Below are 13569 nucleotides of genomic sequence, written 5' to 3'. Positions count from 1 at the left end.
CCGTGCCGAAGATGCGGCGCAAGTCCGACCTCCCGTCGAAGACCTGCGCCGCCTGCGGTCTGCCGTTCACCTGGCGCAAGAAATGGGAGCGCGACTGGGACAACGTGCGCTATTGTTCCGACCGCTGCCGCCGCGCGAAGGGGGCCTGAATGCGCGTCGATTTCTACCAGCTGACCCGGGACCCGGCCGAAGCCGTGCTGCCGCTGATCGCGCGCAACACGCTCTCCGCCGGCGAGCGGCTGCTGGTCGTCTCGGCCGACGAGGCGCAGCTCGCCCGGATCGGTGAGGGGCTGTGGACGCGCCTGCCCGAAACCTTTCTCGCCAACGGCCGCGCCGGGGGCGAGCACGACGCGCGCCAGCCGATCCTGCTGTCGGACACGATGGAGCCGGCCAACGGCGCGAGCTTCGTGGCGCTCGCCGACGGGGTGTGGCGCGACGGCGGGTTTTCCCGCGCCTTCCTGCTGTTCGGCCCCGACCGCATCGATGACGCGCGCGGCTGCTGGCGGATGCTCAAGGGGCGCGGCAGCGTGGAACTGCGCTACTGGAAGCAGGAGGGCGGCAAGTGGAAGGAAGGGCCGTGATCCGGAAGATCGTTCTCGCCATCGCGCTCGTTCTGGCCGCGCCGGTCCACGCCCGCGGCTGGCAGGACTTTCCCGGCGTTGCCAACACCTCGTATCGCGAAGCGGACGGGCGGCGCGTCCTTCAGCTTTCGCTCGAGCTGCCTGCCTCGCCGCCGCGGGTCTATGCGATGTTCTCGACCGGGGAGGCATTCGCGAGTTGGGCCACCGCGAATGCCTGGGTCGATTTTCGCACCGGCGGAGCAATGGAAACGAGCTACAATCCGCAGGCGAAGGCCGGCGATCCGGCGAACATCGTCAACCGGATCGAGGTGCTGGTGCCTGATCGGCTGATCGTGCTGCGCAATATCCAGGCCCCGCCGAACTTTCCAGGCCAGAAGCTGTATGGAGAGACCGTGACGGCGATCCAGATCGATCCGGTCGGAGCGGGCCGGTCGCGGATAACGATCACCAATTCGGGCTACGGCGAAGGCGGGGACTGGGACTCGATCTATGCCCTGTTCGAGACCGGCAACGCCTATACCCTCGACGCGCTGCGCCAGCGTCTGCTGAAGCCGGACTGACTCGCCAGCACCCCACGCCTTGCAGTGCAGCACGAACCCCGCTAGGGGCGCGCGCAACCAGAACCCCGTAAAATCGCAAGGAACTCGTCATGGCGGTTACCCGCACCTTCTCGATCATCAAGCCCGACGCCACCCGCCGCAACCTGACCGGCGCGGTCACCAAGATGCTCGAGGAAGCCGGCCTGCGCGTCGTCGCGTCGAAGCGCATCCACATGACCAAGGAGCAGGCCGAGGGCTTCTATGCCGTCCACAAGGAACGCCCGTTCTTCGGCGAGCTGGTCGAGTTCATGATGAGCGAGCCGGTCGTCGTTCAGGTGCTCGAAGGCGAAGATGCCGTTGCCCGCAACCGCGACGTGATGGGCGCGACCAACCCGGCCGACGCCGCCGAGGGCACCATCCGCAAGACCCACGCCCTGTCGATCGGCGAAAACTCGGTCCACGGTTCGGACTCGGACGAGAACGCCGCCATCGAAATCGCCTATTTCTTCAAGCCGGAAGAAATCGTCGGCTGATCCAGTTGCGCACTTGCGTCCCCCCGTGCGGGCGGGGACTCAAGTGCCTCCTGACGGTCCGCTCGGCGGATGGAGGTCCCCGCTTCTGCGGGGACTTCGCGTTTCGGGGCATCGAACCTTTCAATTGAACTTCCGGCTGCCCGCGCTATCTCGCCACGAAGAGGAGACGCGCGATGATCGGCATGGGTGACGGGTCCTGCCCGTTCGAATTCAACTTCGACGAAAAGACTTTCAAGGTCGGCGACGTCGTCAGCTACCGGGTCAACGGCAGCCTCGAGGGCTTTCCCTTCGTCGGCACGCTGTGCGAAGTCGGTGACGATTACGTCGTGATCCAGCCCGACGAGAACAATCCCGGCGAACGCTATCGCGGCACCCGCGAAAGCCGGCCGCTGGTGCAGGAAAGCGAAATCTAGAACGGGACGATATTTGCGTTAGATCGTCATTGCGAGGGGCAAAGCCCCGCGGCAATCCAGCTTCTCGCACCGGCGCTCTGGATTGCGTCGCTGCGCTCGCAATGACGACGTCCATCAATGCAGTGTCAATGGAATCTAGAACGCGTCCGCCGCGTCCATCAGCGCGGTCAGCTTCTTCGGCGCCACGCTGCGCCATGAGCGCGCCAGCCACTCGGCCACCGACTCCCAGTCGACCCCGGGCCGGTTGAGGATCAGCCCGACCCAGCCGGCCGCGCCGTAATAGGCGGGGCGGAAGTAGGTATCGGGCGCGGTCTCGACGAGGCCGTCGAGTTCGTCGGGCCCGCTGGTCTTGACCAGCAGGGCGATGTGCTCCGTGCCGTGGTGCTGGTCGTTGAAGTGCGCGAAATACTTGCCGCCGACCCGCCAGCCGGGCGAGCCGTGGCTCGGCCGTTCCTCGGTTTCGGGCAGGGCGAGCGCGAGTTCGCGGCACTTGCCGAGCAGCCATTCCGGATCGGATTCGCGGCTGACCAGCTGGGCGAGGCAGCGCGGGTAGAGCTGGTGCTCGGCAATCAGCACCCGTGTGGCGAGCGTTTCCGCCGTGTCGCCGGGCATGATCGCCACCGCCGTCTGGCCGAGCATCGGCCCCTCGTCGAGGTCGCTGGTGACAAGGTGGACGGTGCAGCCGCCGTGGCTGTCGCCCGAATCGAGTGCGCGCTGGTGGGTGTGGAGGCCCGGATACCTGGGCAGCAGCGAGGGATGGATGTTGACCATCCGCCCCTCCCAGCGGGCCACGAATCCGTCCGACAGGATCCGCATGTATCCGGCGAGCGCGATGTACTGTGCGCCCGCCTTGATGACCTCGGCCTCCATCGCGGCGTCGTGCTCGGCGCGGGGAATGCCCTTGTGCGGCAGGGCGAAGGTGGCGATGCCCTCTGCCGCGGCGAGCCTGAGCCCGCCGGCGTCGGGATTGTTCGAAAGGACGAGGACGATCTCGTAGGGGCTGTCCGCCGCCCGGCTGGCGTAGAGCAGTGCGGCCATGTTGGTGCCGGCCCCGGAAAGGAACACGGCGACCTTGGCGCGCTCAGGCATTATGCGTCGCCGACCACCCGCTGCGTGCGCTCCATGCCTCGGCGCTGCCCTTCACTGTGCAGCCGCGCGGACCCGGCGCGATCGCGCCGATCCGGAACACGGTTTCGCCCGCCGCGGCGAGATCGCGGGCAACCGCGTCGGCTTCGTCCGGCGCAACAGCCAGAACCATGCCGACCCCGCAGTTGAAAGTCCGCGCCATTTCCTCCGGCTCGATGTTGCCCTGGGCCTGGAGGAACGCCATGAGTCGCGGCTGCTCCCACGCGTCGGCGTCGACAGTGGCGTGCAGGCCCTCGGGCAGGACGCGCGGGATGTTCTCGAGCAGCCCACCGCCGGTGATGTGGGCGAGGGCATGGATGCGCCCCTGCCGGACCAGCGGCAGCAGGCTCTTCACATAGATCCGGGTCGGCTCGATCAGCGCGTCGATGAGCAGCGTTTCCTGGTCGAACAGCGCCGGGCGGGTCAGCTTCCAGCCCTTGTCGGCAGCAAGGCGGCGGACCAGCGAATAGCCGTTGGAATGAACGCCCGAGCTGGCGAGGCCGAGCAGGACGTCGCCGTCCGCGACCTTGTCCCCGGTCAGCTGCTCGCCGCGCTCGACCGCGCCAACGCAGAAGCCGGCGAGGTCATAGTCGCCGGCCGCGTACATTCCCGGCATTTCGGCCGTTTCGCCGCCGATCAGGGCGCAGCCCGCCTGCTTGCACCCTTCGGCAATTCCGGCGACGACGCGTTCGGCGACCCCGCCCACGAGCTTGCCGGTGGCGAAGTAGTCGAGGAAGAACAGCGGCTCCGCGCCTTGCACGATCAGGTCGTTGACGCACATGGCAACCAGGTCGATGCCGATGTGGTCGTGGCGGTCGTGGTCGATCGCGAGCTTGACCTTGGTCCCCACCCCGTCGTTCGCCGCGACCAGCAGCGGATCCTTGTAGCCTGCGGCGCGCGGATCGAAGAACCCGCCGAAGCCGCCGAGCTCTGCATCGGCGCCGGGGCGGGCGGTCGACCTGGCCAGCGGGCCGATGGCTTTCACCAGCGCGTTGCCGGCGGCGATGGAGACGCCGGCCTGTTCATAGCTGTAGCTGGCGGGCTTTGCGGTGTCGTCGGATGCCATGGAAGCGCCGCCTAACGCTTTCCCGCTTGGATTTCCACTCGTGCTTGGGCAAAAGCGCCGCCTGTCCACCACGAATAGGTTTGTCTTGGCCGCCTTGCGCCTCCCGGCCCTTTCCCCGCGCCTTCGCACCAGCCCGGTGTTCCTCGCCGTCGCGGGGGTCGTCGCGCTGGCGCTCGCCGCGACCGGGATCGACCGGCTGGTCGCCCAGATCGAAGGCGACCGCGGCATCCCGCCGATCGCCAGCAACGGGGATTTCGAGGTCTCCGGGATCGAGGTCGAGACCACCGGCAAGGATGCCGAGGAGGCGCGCCTCAAGGGCTGGTCCGAAGCCCAGCGCAAGGCCTGGGAAAAGCTGTGGTCGGCGCAAAGCGGCGGGACCAGCAAGGCCCCGGCGCTGTCCGATGGAGCCATCGACTCGATGGTCTCCGCCGTCGTGGTCGAACGCGAACAGCTCGGCCCTCACCGCTATATCGCCACGCTGGGGGTGATCTTCGACCGCGCCCGCGCCGGGCAGCTGCTCGGCCTGTCGGGCGAGAAGGTCCGCTCCGCGCCGATGCTGGTGATCCCGGTGCTGACGCAGGGCGGCGTCACCAGCGTGTTCGAAACGCGCACCCCGTGGCAGAAGGCCTGGGCCGAGTATCGCACCGGGGCGAGCACGATCGATTACGTTCGCCCGCAGGGTGACGGCTCCGATTCGCTGCTGCTCACCGCCGGCCAGCTCGACCGCCGCAGCCGCACCTGGTGGCGGCTGGTGCTCGACGAGTTCGGCGCTGCCGACGTGCTGATGCCGATGGCGCGGCTCGAGCGGCAGTTCCCCGGCGGACCGGTGCGCGGCACCTTCACCGCGCGATTCGGACCCGACAATCGCTATCTCGACAGCTTCACGATGACCGCCAACGACGAAGCGGGCGTGCCGGCGATGCTGAACCAGGCGATCGAGCGGCTCGACCGCACTTACGGCCAGGCGCTCGCCGCCGGGGTGCTCGCGCCCGACAAGTCGCTCAACGTCGCGATCCAGGTCGACGAGGCCGCGATTGCCGCGATCGTCGCCAAGCAGGGGCCGCTGCCCACCGCCGCCCCGGCCGGTGCGGCCACCCCAGGTGCGACCCCCACCGCCGCCCCGACGGCCGCCGCGCCGACCGCGAGCTTCACCGTCCAGGTGGCAACGCCCGAGCCGACCTCGGTCGATGCCGGACTCGCCTCGCTGCGCGGGATCGGCGGGGTCCAGGGCGTCTCGATCAGCTCCGTCGCGGTTGGCGGGACATCGGTGCTGCGGGTCACGTTCGCCGGCGATCTCGCGCAGCTCGCCGCCGCGCTGCGCGCCCGCGGCTGGCAGGTGACGCAAGGGACCAACGCGCTTTCGATCCGCAAGTGAACGGACGGAAGGTGCGTCGATACAGAGCCGGGCAAAGCCGCGCATGAGCCAGATCGCGCTACCCCTGTCGGCAACGGGCCAGTCCGGCAGCATCGTCGTCGGGCCAAGCCTTGCGCCGGTGCTCGACGGGCTCACGACTGCGGCGCGCTGGCCGTTCCGGACCGCCGTGCTGGCCGGGCCGCCGCGCTCGGGCAAGAGCCTGCTTGCCCGCTGGTTCGCGCAGAGCGGCGCGGGCGAGGCGATCGACGATGCCGACCGGATGGATGAGAACGCGCTGTTCCACCGCTGGAACCGCGCCCAGGCCAATGACGTGCCGCTGCTGCTCGTGTCCGGCCTTGCGCCGGGCGAATGGCGGGTTTCGCTGCCGGATCTGGCCAGCCGGCTCGGCGCGGCGCTGCTCCTCGAGATCGGCGCGCCCGACGACGAACTGCTCGCCGGCCTGATCGAAACGCACGCCGCGCAGCGCGGGCTGGCCCTGCCGGAAGGGGCGAGCGGCTACCTCCTCCCGCGGATCGAACGCAGTCACGCCGGGGTCGAGGCGCTGGTCGAAACAATCGATCGCCTGTCCCTTGAGCGGAAGGCCGCCGTCACCATATCGCTGCTCAGAGACGCGCTCGCCGAGCGCGGCGGCGCGTTCCAGCCGCGGCTGCTTTAGCCGCACGGACAGGCAGTGGTTGCGTCAACAGGGGAATAGTGGGAGAATCCACGCATGTTTCGCAGCCTTGTCGAATACCTGGACTCGATCCGCGCGCGCGATCCCGCACCGCGGTCGCGTTGGGAAATCCTGCTTTATCCGGGTCTTCTGGCGGTCGGTTTCCACCGGGTCGCCCACTGGTTGTTCGAAGGCGAGCTGTTTTTCGCCGCGCGCCTCGTCAACCACATCGCCCGCCTGCTGACCGGGATCGACATCCACCCCGGCGCCAAGATCGGGCGCCACCTGTTCATCGACCATGGCTTCACCGTGATCGGCGAGACTGCGGAGATCGGCGACAACGTCACCATCTACCAGTGCGTGACGCTGGGCGGGACCAACCCGGCTAACGGCGTCCCCGGCAAGCGCCACCCGACCCTGCTCGACAACGTCATCGTCGGCTCGGGCGCGCAGATCCTTGGCCCCATCACCGTCGGCCCGCGCGCCCGCATCGGGGCGAACGCGGTGGTGACGGACGACGTGCCGGAAGGCGCGACGATGGTCGGGGTCAAGGCCCGCTCGACACTGGTCGCCGCGGAAACGTGGCAGCGTGAATTCATGCCCTACGGCACGCCTTGCAAGGAGCCGTGCGAACCGGTCGGCGCGGCGCGTGTCGACGACCTCGAGGCGGAGATCGCCGACCTCAGGAAGCAGGTTGCCGCCCTGCTGGCGGACCGGGAGGGCGCGCCTGCGCCCGAACCGGCCACGTCCATCAAGCGGGGCCGCCGGCAGGACAGGCTCTAAGTGGCGCGCGGGCCGGACATGGACCCTTCCGGCGCAACCCGATCAGCCCACGTCATCGCCTTCCCGCAGGCCCGGCCCCAGCAGGTCGGGTTCGAGCGGCCCGAACTCCTGCGCATCCTCGACCTTTACGGCCGCATGGTCGCGGCCGGGGAGTGGAAGGACTATGCGATGGACTTCGGCCGCGATGCCGCCAGCTTCTCGGCCTTCCGCCGCACCGCCGAACGCCCGACCGCACGCGTCGAGAAGCGCCCGGCCCTGCGCGGGCGGCAGGGCATGTGGGCGCTCTATGGCGAAGCCGGGCAGGTCCTGAAGCGCGGCCATGAACTCGCCGGCGTGCTTTCCGTACTCGAGCGGCGGCTGGTCAAGCTGGTCGAGGAATGAGCGACCCCGCCCCCTGTCCTCCGCTTTTGCGGGGTCAAGGGGCGACTTGGGCTTCAGGTTCGAGGGGGCAGTTCAGCCCCCGGTCATGGCCTTCTGCATCGCGGCCATGATCAGCTGGCTCTGTTCGGAGCCCGAGGCCGGGACGACGTCGTTGACGCGGTCGGCGATACGCTCCCAGTTGGCGGCGAAGCCTTCGACGTTGCGCTCGCCCTCGCCGAGGAACAGCGGCTGGTTCATCGTCACGTAGGCCGAATGGTAAGCACCCGCGCCCGCGCCGACGATGGCGTTGCTCGGCGCATCCTCGGAGACGAGGTAGAGCGCGGCCGGCACCACGTTTTCCGGCGCGAACAGCTTGAACGCTTCTTCCGGCAGGATGTCGGCGGTCATGCGGGTCGCCGCGACCGGGGCCAGCGTGTTGACCTTGATGTTGTTCTTCGCGCCTTCGAGGTAGAGCGACTTGGTGAACCCGGCGAGGCCCAGCTTGGCCGCGCCGTAGTTGGTCTGGCCGAAGTTGCCGAACAGACCGGTCGACGACGCGGTCATCAGGATGCGGCCATAGTTCTGCTCGCGCATGGTTTCCCACACGGCCTTGGTGGCGAAGGCCGAGCCGAGCAGGTGGACCTTGACCACCAGTTCGAAGTCCGACGGCTCCATCTTGGCGAACGACTTGTCGCGCAGAATGCCGGCGTTGTTGATGAGCACGTGGACGCCGCCCCAGGCTTCCTTGGCCTTGGCGACCATCTCGACCATCTGGTCGTACTCGGTGACCGAGGCGCCGTTCGACATCGCCTCGCCGCCCATCGCCTTGATTTCCTCGACCACCTGCAGCGCGGCGTCGGAGTGGCCGGTGCCGTCGCGCGAACCGCCGAGATCGTTGACCACGACCTTTGCCCCGCGGCGGGCCAGCTCGAGCGCATAGGCCTTGCCGAGGCCGCCGCCCGCGCCGGTGACGATCGCAACCCTGTTTTCGAACGAGATGGTCATGGCAGGTCTCCCGAATGCAGCGCCCGCTGGCACGTTTGCGCCCGCGAGCCGAAAAAGTGGCGCGGCGATGCCACGGCGCGGCGGCGCTGGCAATGGCACGGATGCAGCGATCGCGTGCCGTAGCGGCAGGCGTCACGCTTCGGTCGCATTCGCGGGCAGAGGACGGCATAGAGGCGCGCGAATCGGAAGAAGGGACCACCCTATGACGCATTCCCGCCGCATCTCGGCTCTTACCGGTGTGGCGCTATCGGTGATGACCATGCCCGCCAGCGCCCAGACTGCCGAAGACTATGCCGCGATGCAGGCGCAGCTGGCGCGGATGCAGGCCGACATGGCGGCGATGCAGGCGCAGATTTCCGAGCTTCAGGGCAAGCTGGCGGCGGCGCAGGCGGCTCCCGCGTCCACCGCCATGGCAAAGCCGGCCACCGCGATCACTTGGGACGGCGCGCCCCGGCTCGAGGCGGCGGCCGACCCGAAGAACCCCGATGCGGGCAAGTGGAGCTTCAAGCCGCGCGGCCGTCTCCAGGTCGATGTCGCGGGCGTGGACGGTCCCGCCGCCATTCCCGGCAATTCGCTCGGCTTCGGCAGCGAGCTGCGCCGGGCCTACCTGGGTTTCGAGGGCGCGCTCCCCGGCCAGTTCGGCTACCGGGTCGAGGCCGATTTCGCCAACAGCAATGTCGATCTGACGGACCTCTACCTGACCTATGGCGGCATTCGTCATGTCACGCTGACGCTGGGCCAGCACAAACCGTTCTGGGGCATGGAGGAGGTCACTTCCGACCTGTTCACCAGCTTCATGGAGCGCGGCGCTTTCAACTCCGCGTTCGGGTTCGAGCGGCGGGTCGGTCTCTCGGCGCAGTACCAGAACAAGGCGCTGCTCCTGCAGGGAGGTGTTTTCACCGACAACGCAGCCGACCTGAACAACGACGCGAACAATTCCTGGTCCCTCGACGCGCGCGCCGCATTCCAGCCGAAGCTGGCCGGCGGGCAGCTGCACCTCGGCGGGTCGTTCCACACCCGCGACTTCAACGACGCGGCCAGCACCGCCCGCTACCGCGCCCGGCCGTTTGTCCGCACCACCGACGTGCGCCTGGTCGATACCAGGGCGTTCAGCGCGACCGGCGAACACAGCATCGGCGTGGAAGCGGGCTGGACCGGCGGGCGACTCCATCTCGCCGGGGAAAGCGCGTGGATGACGGCGCGGCGACCGGGCCTTGCCGACCCCACCTTCAATGGCGGTTATGTCGAGGCCGGGTATTTCCTCACCGACGACACCTTGCCCTACAAGGCCGGCGACGGTTCATGGAACCGGATCCGGCCCACGGCCGGGCTCGACAAGGGCGGCATCGGCGCGGTCCAGCTCAACCTGCGCTACGACTGGCTGGACCTCAATGACGGCGCGATCCGCGGCGGGCGGCAGCAGGTCGGCGGGGTGTCGCTGCTGTGGGTGCCGGTCGACTACGTCCGGTTCATCCTGAACTACGGGCACCTGTGGATCGACAATGCCGCGGTCCCGGCGGGCGCGGACGCATCGTACACGGCCGACGCGGTGGGGATGCGGGCGCAGGTCGATTTCTGAGAGATCGAACCCGGGGCGGCATCAGGCCCACAGGCCCGCGAGCACCGGGATCAGTTCGTCGAAATGGCCGATCACCGCGTCGGCGCCCAGTTCGTGCGCCGGAAGGTCGTTGAACCCGAAGCTCACCGCGACCGACGGCACCCCCGCCGCCCGCGCCGCGCCGATATCGAAGGTGGTGTCGCCGACGAACGCGGTCGCCCCGCCGCCAAGCCGCGCGACGTATTCATGGATCATGTCGGGGGCGGGCTTGGCCCGGCCGGGGCCAAGCGAATCGCCGCCGATGACCGTGGCGAAGCGGCCGAGGATGCCCATCTCCTCGAACAGGCGCACGGCGTAGGCCTCCTTCTTGTTGGTCGCGACTGCGATCTTCACGCCTTGCCGGTCGAGTTCGTCGAGCATCGCCTCCGCGCCCGGATAGAACGCGGTGTGGACGGCGATGTTGTCGGCATAGAACGCGAGCAGTTCGCCCTGGAGCTGCCAGAACCGCTCCTCGCTTACCGCGCCGCCGCGCACTTCCAGCGCCTTGCGCAGCATCTGCGCCGCGCCGCCGCCGATCAGGTCGGCGACCTCGTCCGTCGGGACCGGCGCGCGGCCCTCGATGGCGAGCGCGTGGTTGAGCGCGGCGCAGAGGTCGCGGCTGGTGTCGAGCAGCGTGCCGTCGAGGTCGAAGCCGACGCTGGAAAATGGAAAATCGGTCATGTTGGCGCTCCGTGGCGCGACATGGTGGAATCGGCAAGACTTTGCTGGCAGAGAGCGCGCCATGGCTTCCGATACCCCTCTCGCAATCGTGATCCTTGCCGCGGGCAAGGGCACCCGGATGAAGAGCGACCTGCACAAGGTGCTGCACCAGATCGCCGGCCGGGCGATGCTGCTGCACCTGATGGACAGCGCTGCACAGCTTTCGCCAGCGCGGCAGGTGGTCGTCGCCGGGCACGGGCGCGAGCAGCTTGAAAAGGCGCTGAAGGGCGCGGCGACGATCGCGGTGCAGGACCCGCAGCACGGCACCGCCCACGCCGTCCAGCAGGCCGAGGATGCGCTGGCCGGTTTCGCCGGGGACGTCCTGATCCTCTACGGCGACGTTCCGTTCGTCCGCGCCGAGACGATGCGCGCGATGATCGAGCGGCTCCACGGCGCGGACCAGCCCGCCGCCGTGGTGCTCGGCTTTGCGCCAGCCGACACGCTCCAGTACGGCCGCGTGATCGCCGAGGACGGGCGGATCGTGAAGATGGTCGAGCACAAGGACGCCAGCGAGGCCGAGCGCGCCTGCCGGGTCTGCAACTCCGGCCTGATGGCGGTGCGCAGCGAAGACCTGTTCGCGCTGCTCGCCCGCGTCGGCAACGACAACGCGCAGGGCGAATATTACCTGCCCGACGTGGTCAACATCGCCATCGCCGATGGCCGGACCTGTGCCGTGGTGGTGACGGACGACGCCGACGAGGTCGCCGGGATCAACAGCCGCGCCGAACTGGCGGAGGCCGAAGCGCGCTGGCAGCAGCGCCGCCGTGCCGCCGCGATGGCCGAGGGCGCCTCGCTGGTCGCGCCGGAGACCGTGTGGTTCGCGTGGGACACCGCGCTCGGCCGCGACGTGACGGTGGAGCCCAACGTCGTGTTTGGCCCCGGCGTGACCGTGGCGGACAAGGTCACGATCCGCGGGTTCAGCCACATCGAGGGCGCGCGGCTCGACGAGGGCGTGGAGGTCGGCCCGTTCGCCCGCCTGCGCCCCGGCGCGGTGCTCGAGGAGGGCAGCAAGATCGGCAACTTCGTCGAGATGAAGAAGGCCACGCTGGGCAAGGGGGCCAAGGCCAATCACCTCAGCTACCTCGGCGATGCCGAGATCGGCGCGGGCGCGAACATCGGCGCGGGCACGATCACCTGCAACTATGACGGCTATTTCAAGCACCGGACGGTGATCGGCGAGCGTGCCTTCATCGGCTCAAATTCGGCGCTGATCGCCCCGGTCAGGATCGGCGCGGACGCCATCGTCGCCGCAGGCAGCGCGGTCAGCCGCGACGTTGGCGACGGCGAGCTTCGCTTGGTCCGTGCCGAACAGCTGGTCAAACCAGGCTGGGCCGACCGCTTCCACGACGCGATGAAGAAGAAGAAGAAGGCCGAGGCGGAGAAGAAGGGCTGAGCCATGCCCGGGATCGTGGGGCTATTTGGTCTCCTGACACTTGGAGTTTTTTGGATAGGCAGCACACTTGTCGTTGCCGCAGTTCTCAGTCTGATATTCAAGCGATCCCGCAGCACGTCCTTTTTGATAGGGATGGCGGTATCCGGACTTGTCACCTTCGCCATGGCTTGGGCGGCATTCGGATTTCAATCTCATGACATCGAGCCTGACGATGTGATGTCGAAATTCCCGGAACTCGTGGCGTTTCACGCGAGCGCGAAAAAGGGTCACTACTGGCAGGACGGTCTTTCGGATGGCGAATATTACGTTTTTGAACTGCCTCCGATTGAAATGAAAAGACTTTCCGGTGTTCTTTCAGCTGAAAGGTATGAATGGAGCTCTGCCGAAATTGCCGGGCGACCGCTGCTGAGCGCTCCCGATTGGTACGTAGGTAAGGCCTGTGAACGGCATTTCGGCTCGGTGAATGGCCGTGCATCCAACGGACCGTATCTGGAGCGCTTCACGCTCCACCTCTGTGTTTCCCAAAACCGGCTCTACGCGGACTGGGAAAGAATCTGATTGACGATATCACGATATCATATCATGATATCACTATGACACGCATCCTTGCCGACCTGCCCGACGAAGACATCAAATGGCTCGACGCCCGCGCGGCCGAGCAGGGCAAGTCGCGCGCTTCCGTGCTGCGGGAGGCTGTCGCCAGCTTCAAGTCGCAGTCCCCGGTTGAGGGAAATCTCGATTGGCTGGAAGCTGGGTTCGGGGCGTGGAAGAATCGGACCGATATCGGCGACGCCGTGGAATGGCAACGGCGGGAGCGGGCATCCTGGACGCGGCCGTGGGATATCGACTACCCAGAGGTCCGGGCAGAGTTTCCCGATTTATTCGACGAGGCCGATGATCGGGAGCATGAGCGTCACAAAGCTTGGCTTGCAAAACACGGGAAGGAGCCCGGCGATGGCAACCTGATCAAAGATGCCGAAAAGCAAGGCACGCATGCCGATGATCGGTCACCGAAGAAGCGCCTCTACAAGTGACCGGTTTCACGTTCGACAGCAACATCCTGATCGACACCTTGCGTGGAAACCCCAAAGGCCGTGATGAAATCCGGCGTGCCACGCAGCGCGGCAGGATCTGGATCAGCCGGATGGTCTGGATCGAAGTTCTGTCCAAGGGTGAAGGCGAGGAATTGCGCCGCGCTGAATTGTTGCTTTCGGGCTTTGGAATTGACGAAGTGGATGCCGAGATTGGCGCTCGTGCGGCCGCGCTACGTCGCGATCGGCCTGCTCTCAAAGCTCCGGATGCGATTATACTCGCGACCGCTTTGCTCCGCGGCCGCGTCCTCGTGACACGAAATACCAAGGATTTCCCGGCAGAGATGCCCGGCATCCGGGTCCCCTATATCCTCTAAGCGAAAGCGCCTGTCCCCC

18 protein-coding genes are annotated in these 13569 nt (G+C 67.6%); 14 read left to right on the top strand and 4 right to left on the bottom strand.

Annotated features, from left to right (window positions below):
* The first annotated feature begins 11 nt into the window (after positions 1-11).
* From AC3WLD_RS00255 to AC3WLD_RS00235, 5 genes are all read left to right on the top strand, one after another.
* Positions 12-149 (top strand): DUF2256 domain-containing protein, encoded by a 138-nt coding sequence (locus AC3WLD_RS00255; RefSeq protein WP_492555320.1) that lies wholly within the window; start codon positions 12-14, stop codon positions 147-149.
* Positions 150-581 (top strand): DNA polymerase III subunit chi, encoded by a 432-nt coding sequence (locus tag AC3WLD_RS00250; RefSeq protein WP_492554902.1) that lies wholly within the window; start codon positions 150-152, stop codon positions 579-581. It begins immediately after the preceding gene.
* Complete coding sequence (locus AC3WLD_RS00245) at positions 578-1141, top strand: SRPBCC family protein (RefSeq protein ID WP_492554901.1); 564 nt, start codon at positions 578-580, stop codon at positions 1139-1141. The genes AC3WLD_RS00250 and AC3WLD_RS00245 overlap by 4 nt, the downstream gene beginning before the upstream one ends.
* Before the next feature lie 89 nt (positions 1142-1230).
* The gene (gene ndk / locus AC3WLD_RS00240; RefSeq protein ID WP_492554900.1) at positions 1231-1653 is read left to right on the top strand and encodes a nucleoside-diphosphate kinase; all 423 of its coding nucleotides are present in this window, start codon (positions 1231-1233) and stop codon (positions 1651-1653) included.
* Between the two features lie 173 nt (positions 1654-1826).
* Positions 1827-2066, top strand: coding sequence for a hypothetical protein (locus tag AC3WLD_RS00235; RefSeq protein WP_492554899.1), 240 nt, complete (start codon positions 1827-1829; stop codon positions 2064-2066).
* 135 nt (positions 2067-2201) lie between these two features.
* On the opposite strand, the gene purN is transcribed toward AC3WLD_RS00235, so the two are convergent.
* Positions 2202-3155 (bottom strand): phosphoribosylglycinamide formyltransferase, encoded by a 954-nt coding sequence (purN, locus tag AC3WLD_RS00230; RefSeq protein ID WP_492554898.1) that lies wholly within the window; start codon positions 3153-3155, stop codon positions 2202-2204.
* Positions 3148-4257 (bottom strand): phosphoribosylformylglycinamidine cyclo-ligase, encoded by a 1110-nt coding sequence (gene purM / locus AC3WLD_RS00225; protein WP_492554897.1) that lies wholly within the window; start codon positions 4255-4257, stop codon positions 3148-3150. The genes purN and purM overlap by 8 nt, the downstream gene beginning before the upstream one ends.
* A gap of 94 nt (positions 4258-4351) precedes the next feature.
* On the opposite strand from purM, the gene AC3WLD_RS00220 reads away from it, so the two are divergent.
* The 4 genes from AC3WLD_RS00220 to AC3WLD_RS00205 are packed head-to-tail and all read left to right on the top strand — an operon-like array spanning position 4352 to position 7448.
* A complete protein-coding gene (locus AC3WLD_RS00220) occupies positions 4352-5632 on the top strand; it encodes a heavy-metal-associated domain-containing protein (RefSeq protein WP_492554896.1) in 1281 nt (426 codons plus the stop codon).
* A gap of 43 nt (positions 5633-5675) precedes the next feature.
* Positions 5676-6287, top strand: a complete 612-nt coding sequence (locus AC3WLD_RS00215; RefSeq protein ID WP_492554895.1) for an HdaA/DnaA family protein — start codon at positions 5676-5678, stop codon at positions 6285-6287.
* 54 nt (positions 6288-6341) lie between these two features.
* The gene (gene epsC, locus AC3WLD_RS00210) at positions 6342-7067 is read left to right on the top strand and encodes a serine O-acetyltransferase EpsC (protein WP_492554894.1); all 726 of its coding nucleotides are present in this window, start codon (positions 6342-6344) and stop codon (positions 7065-7067) included.
* A gap of 18 nt (positions 7068-7085) precedes the next feature.
* Positions 7086-7448: a DUF2794 domain-containing protein gene (locus tag AC3WLD_RS00205; RefSeq protein WP_492555319.1), complete on the top strand. Its 363-nt coding sequence runs from the start codon at positions 7086-7088 to the stop codon at positions 7446-7448.
* Between the two features lie 72 nt (positions 7449-7520).
* Here the strand turns inward: AC3WLD_RS00205 and AC3WLD_RS00200 are convergent, their stop codons facing one another.
* Positions 7521-8432 (bottom strand): SDR family NAD(P)-dependent oxidoreductase, encoded by a 912-nt coding sequence (locus tag AC3WLD_RS00200; protein WP_492554893.1) that lies wholly within the window; start codon positions 8430-8432, stop codon positions 7521-7523.
* A gap of 202 nt (positions 8433-8634) precedes the next feature.
* On the opposite strand from AC3WLD_RS00200, the gene AC3WLD_RS00195 reads away from it, so the two are divergent.
* A complete protein-coding gene (locus AC3WLD_RS00195) occupies positions 8635-10011 on the top strand; it encodes an OprO/OprP family phosphate-selective porin (protein ID WP_492554892.1) in 1377 nt (458 codons plus the stop codon).
* 21 nt (positions 10012-10032) lie between these two features.
* On the opposite strand, the gene AC3WLD_RS00190 is transcribed toward AC3WLD_RS00195, so the two are convergent.
* On the bottom strand, positions 10033-10710 hold the full coding sequence (locus AC3WLD_RS00190) for an HAD-IA family hydrolase (protein ID WP_492554891.1): 678 nt from the start codon (positions 10708-10710) through the stop codon (positions 10033-10035).
* 61 nt (positions 10711-10771) lie between these two features.
* Between AC3WLD_RS00190 and glmU the strand changes: the two genes are divergently transcribed.
* The 4 genes from glmU to AC3WLD_RS00170 are packed head-to-tail and all read left to right on the top strand — an operon-like array spanning position 10772 to position 13550.
* Entirely contained in the window at positions 10772-12142 is a 1371-nt protein-coding gene (gene glmU, locus AC3WLD_RS00185; RefSeq protein ID WP_492554890.1) for a bifunctional UDP-N-acetylglucosamine diphosphorylase/glucosamine-1-phosphate N-acetyltransferase GlmU, read from the top strand.
* Between the two features lie 3 nt (positions 12143-12145).
* Positions 12146-12700: a hypothetical protein gene (locus tag AC3WLD_RS00180; RefSeq protein WP_492554889.1), complete on the top strand. Its 555-nt coding sequence runs from the start codon at positions 12146-12148 to the stop codon at positions 12698-12700.
* Between the two features lie 35 nt (positions 12701-12735).
* Positions 12736-13176 (top strand): CopG family transcriptional regulator, encoded by a 441-nt coding sequence (locus AC3WLD_RS00175; protein WP_492554888.1) that lies wholly within the window; start codon positions 12736-12738, stop codon positions 13174-13176.
* Positions 13173-13550, top strand: a complete 378-nt coding sequence (locus AC3WLD_RS00170; protein ID WP_492554887.1) for a PIN domain-containing protein — start codon at positions 13173-13175, stop codon at positions 13548-13550. Before AC3WLD_RS00175 ends, AC3WLD_RS00170 begins: the two co-directional genes overlap by 4 nt.
* The last annotated feature ends 19 nt before the right edge of the window (positions 13551-13569 follow it).

It is taken from the genome of Novosphingobium sp. FW305-C-111 (assembly GCF_058783565.1).
Note: the sequence above shows the minus strand (reverse complement) of the source record. Positions and strands in the feature narration are given on the sequence as shown.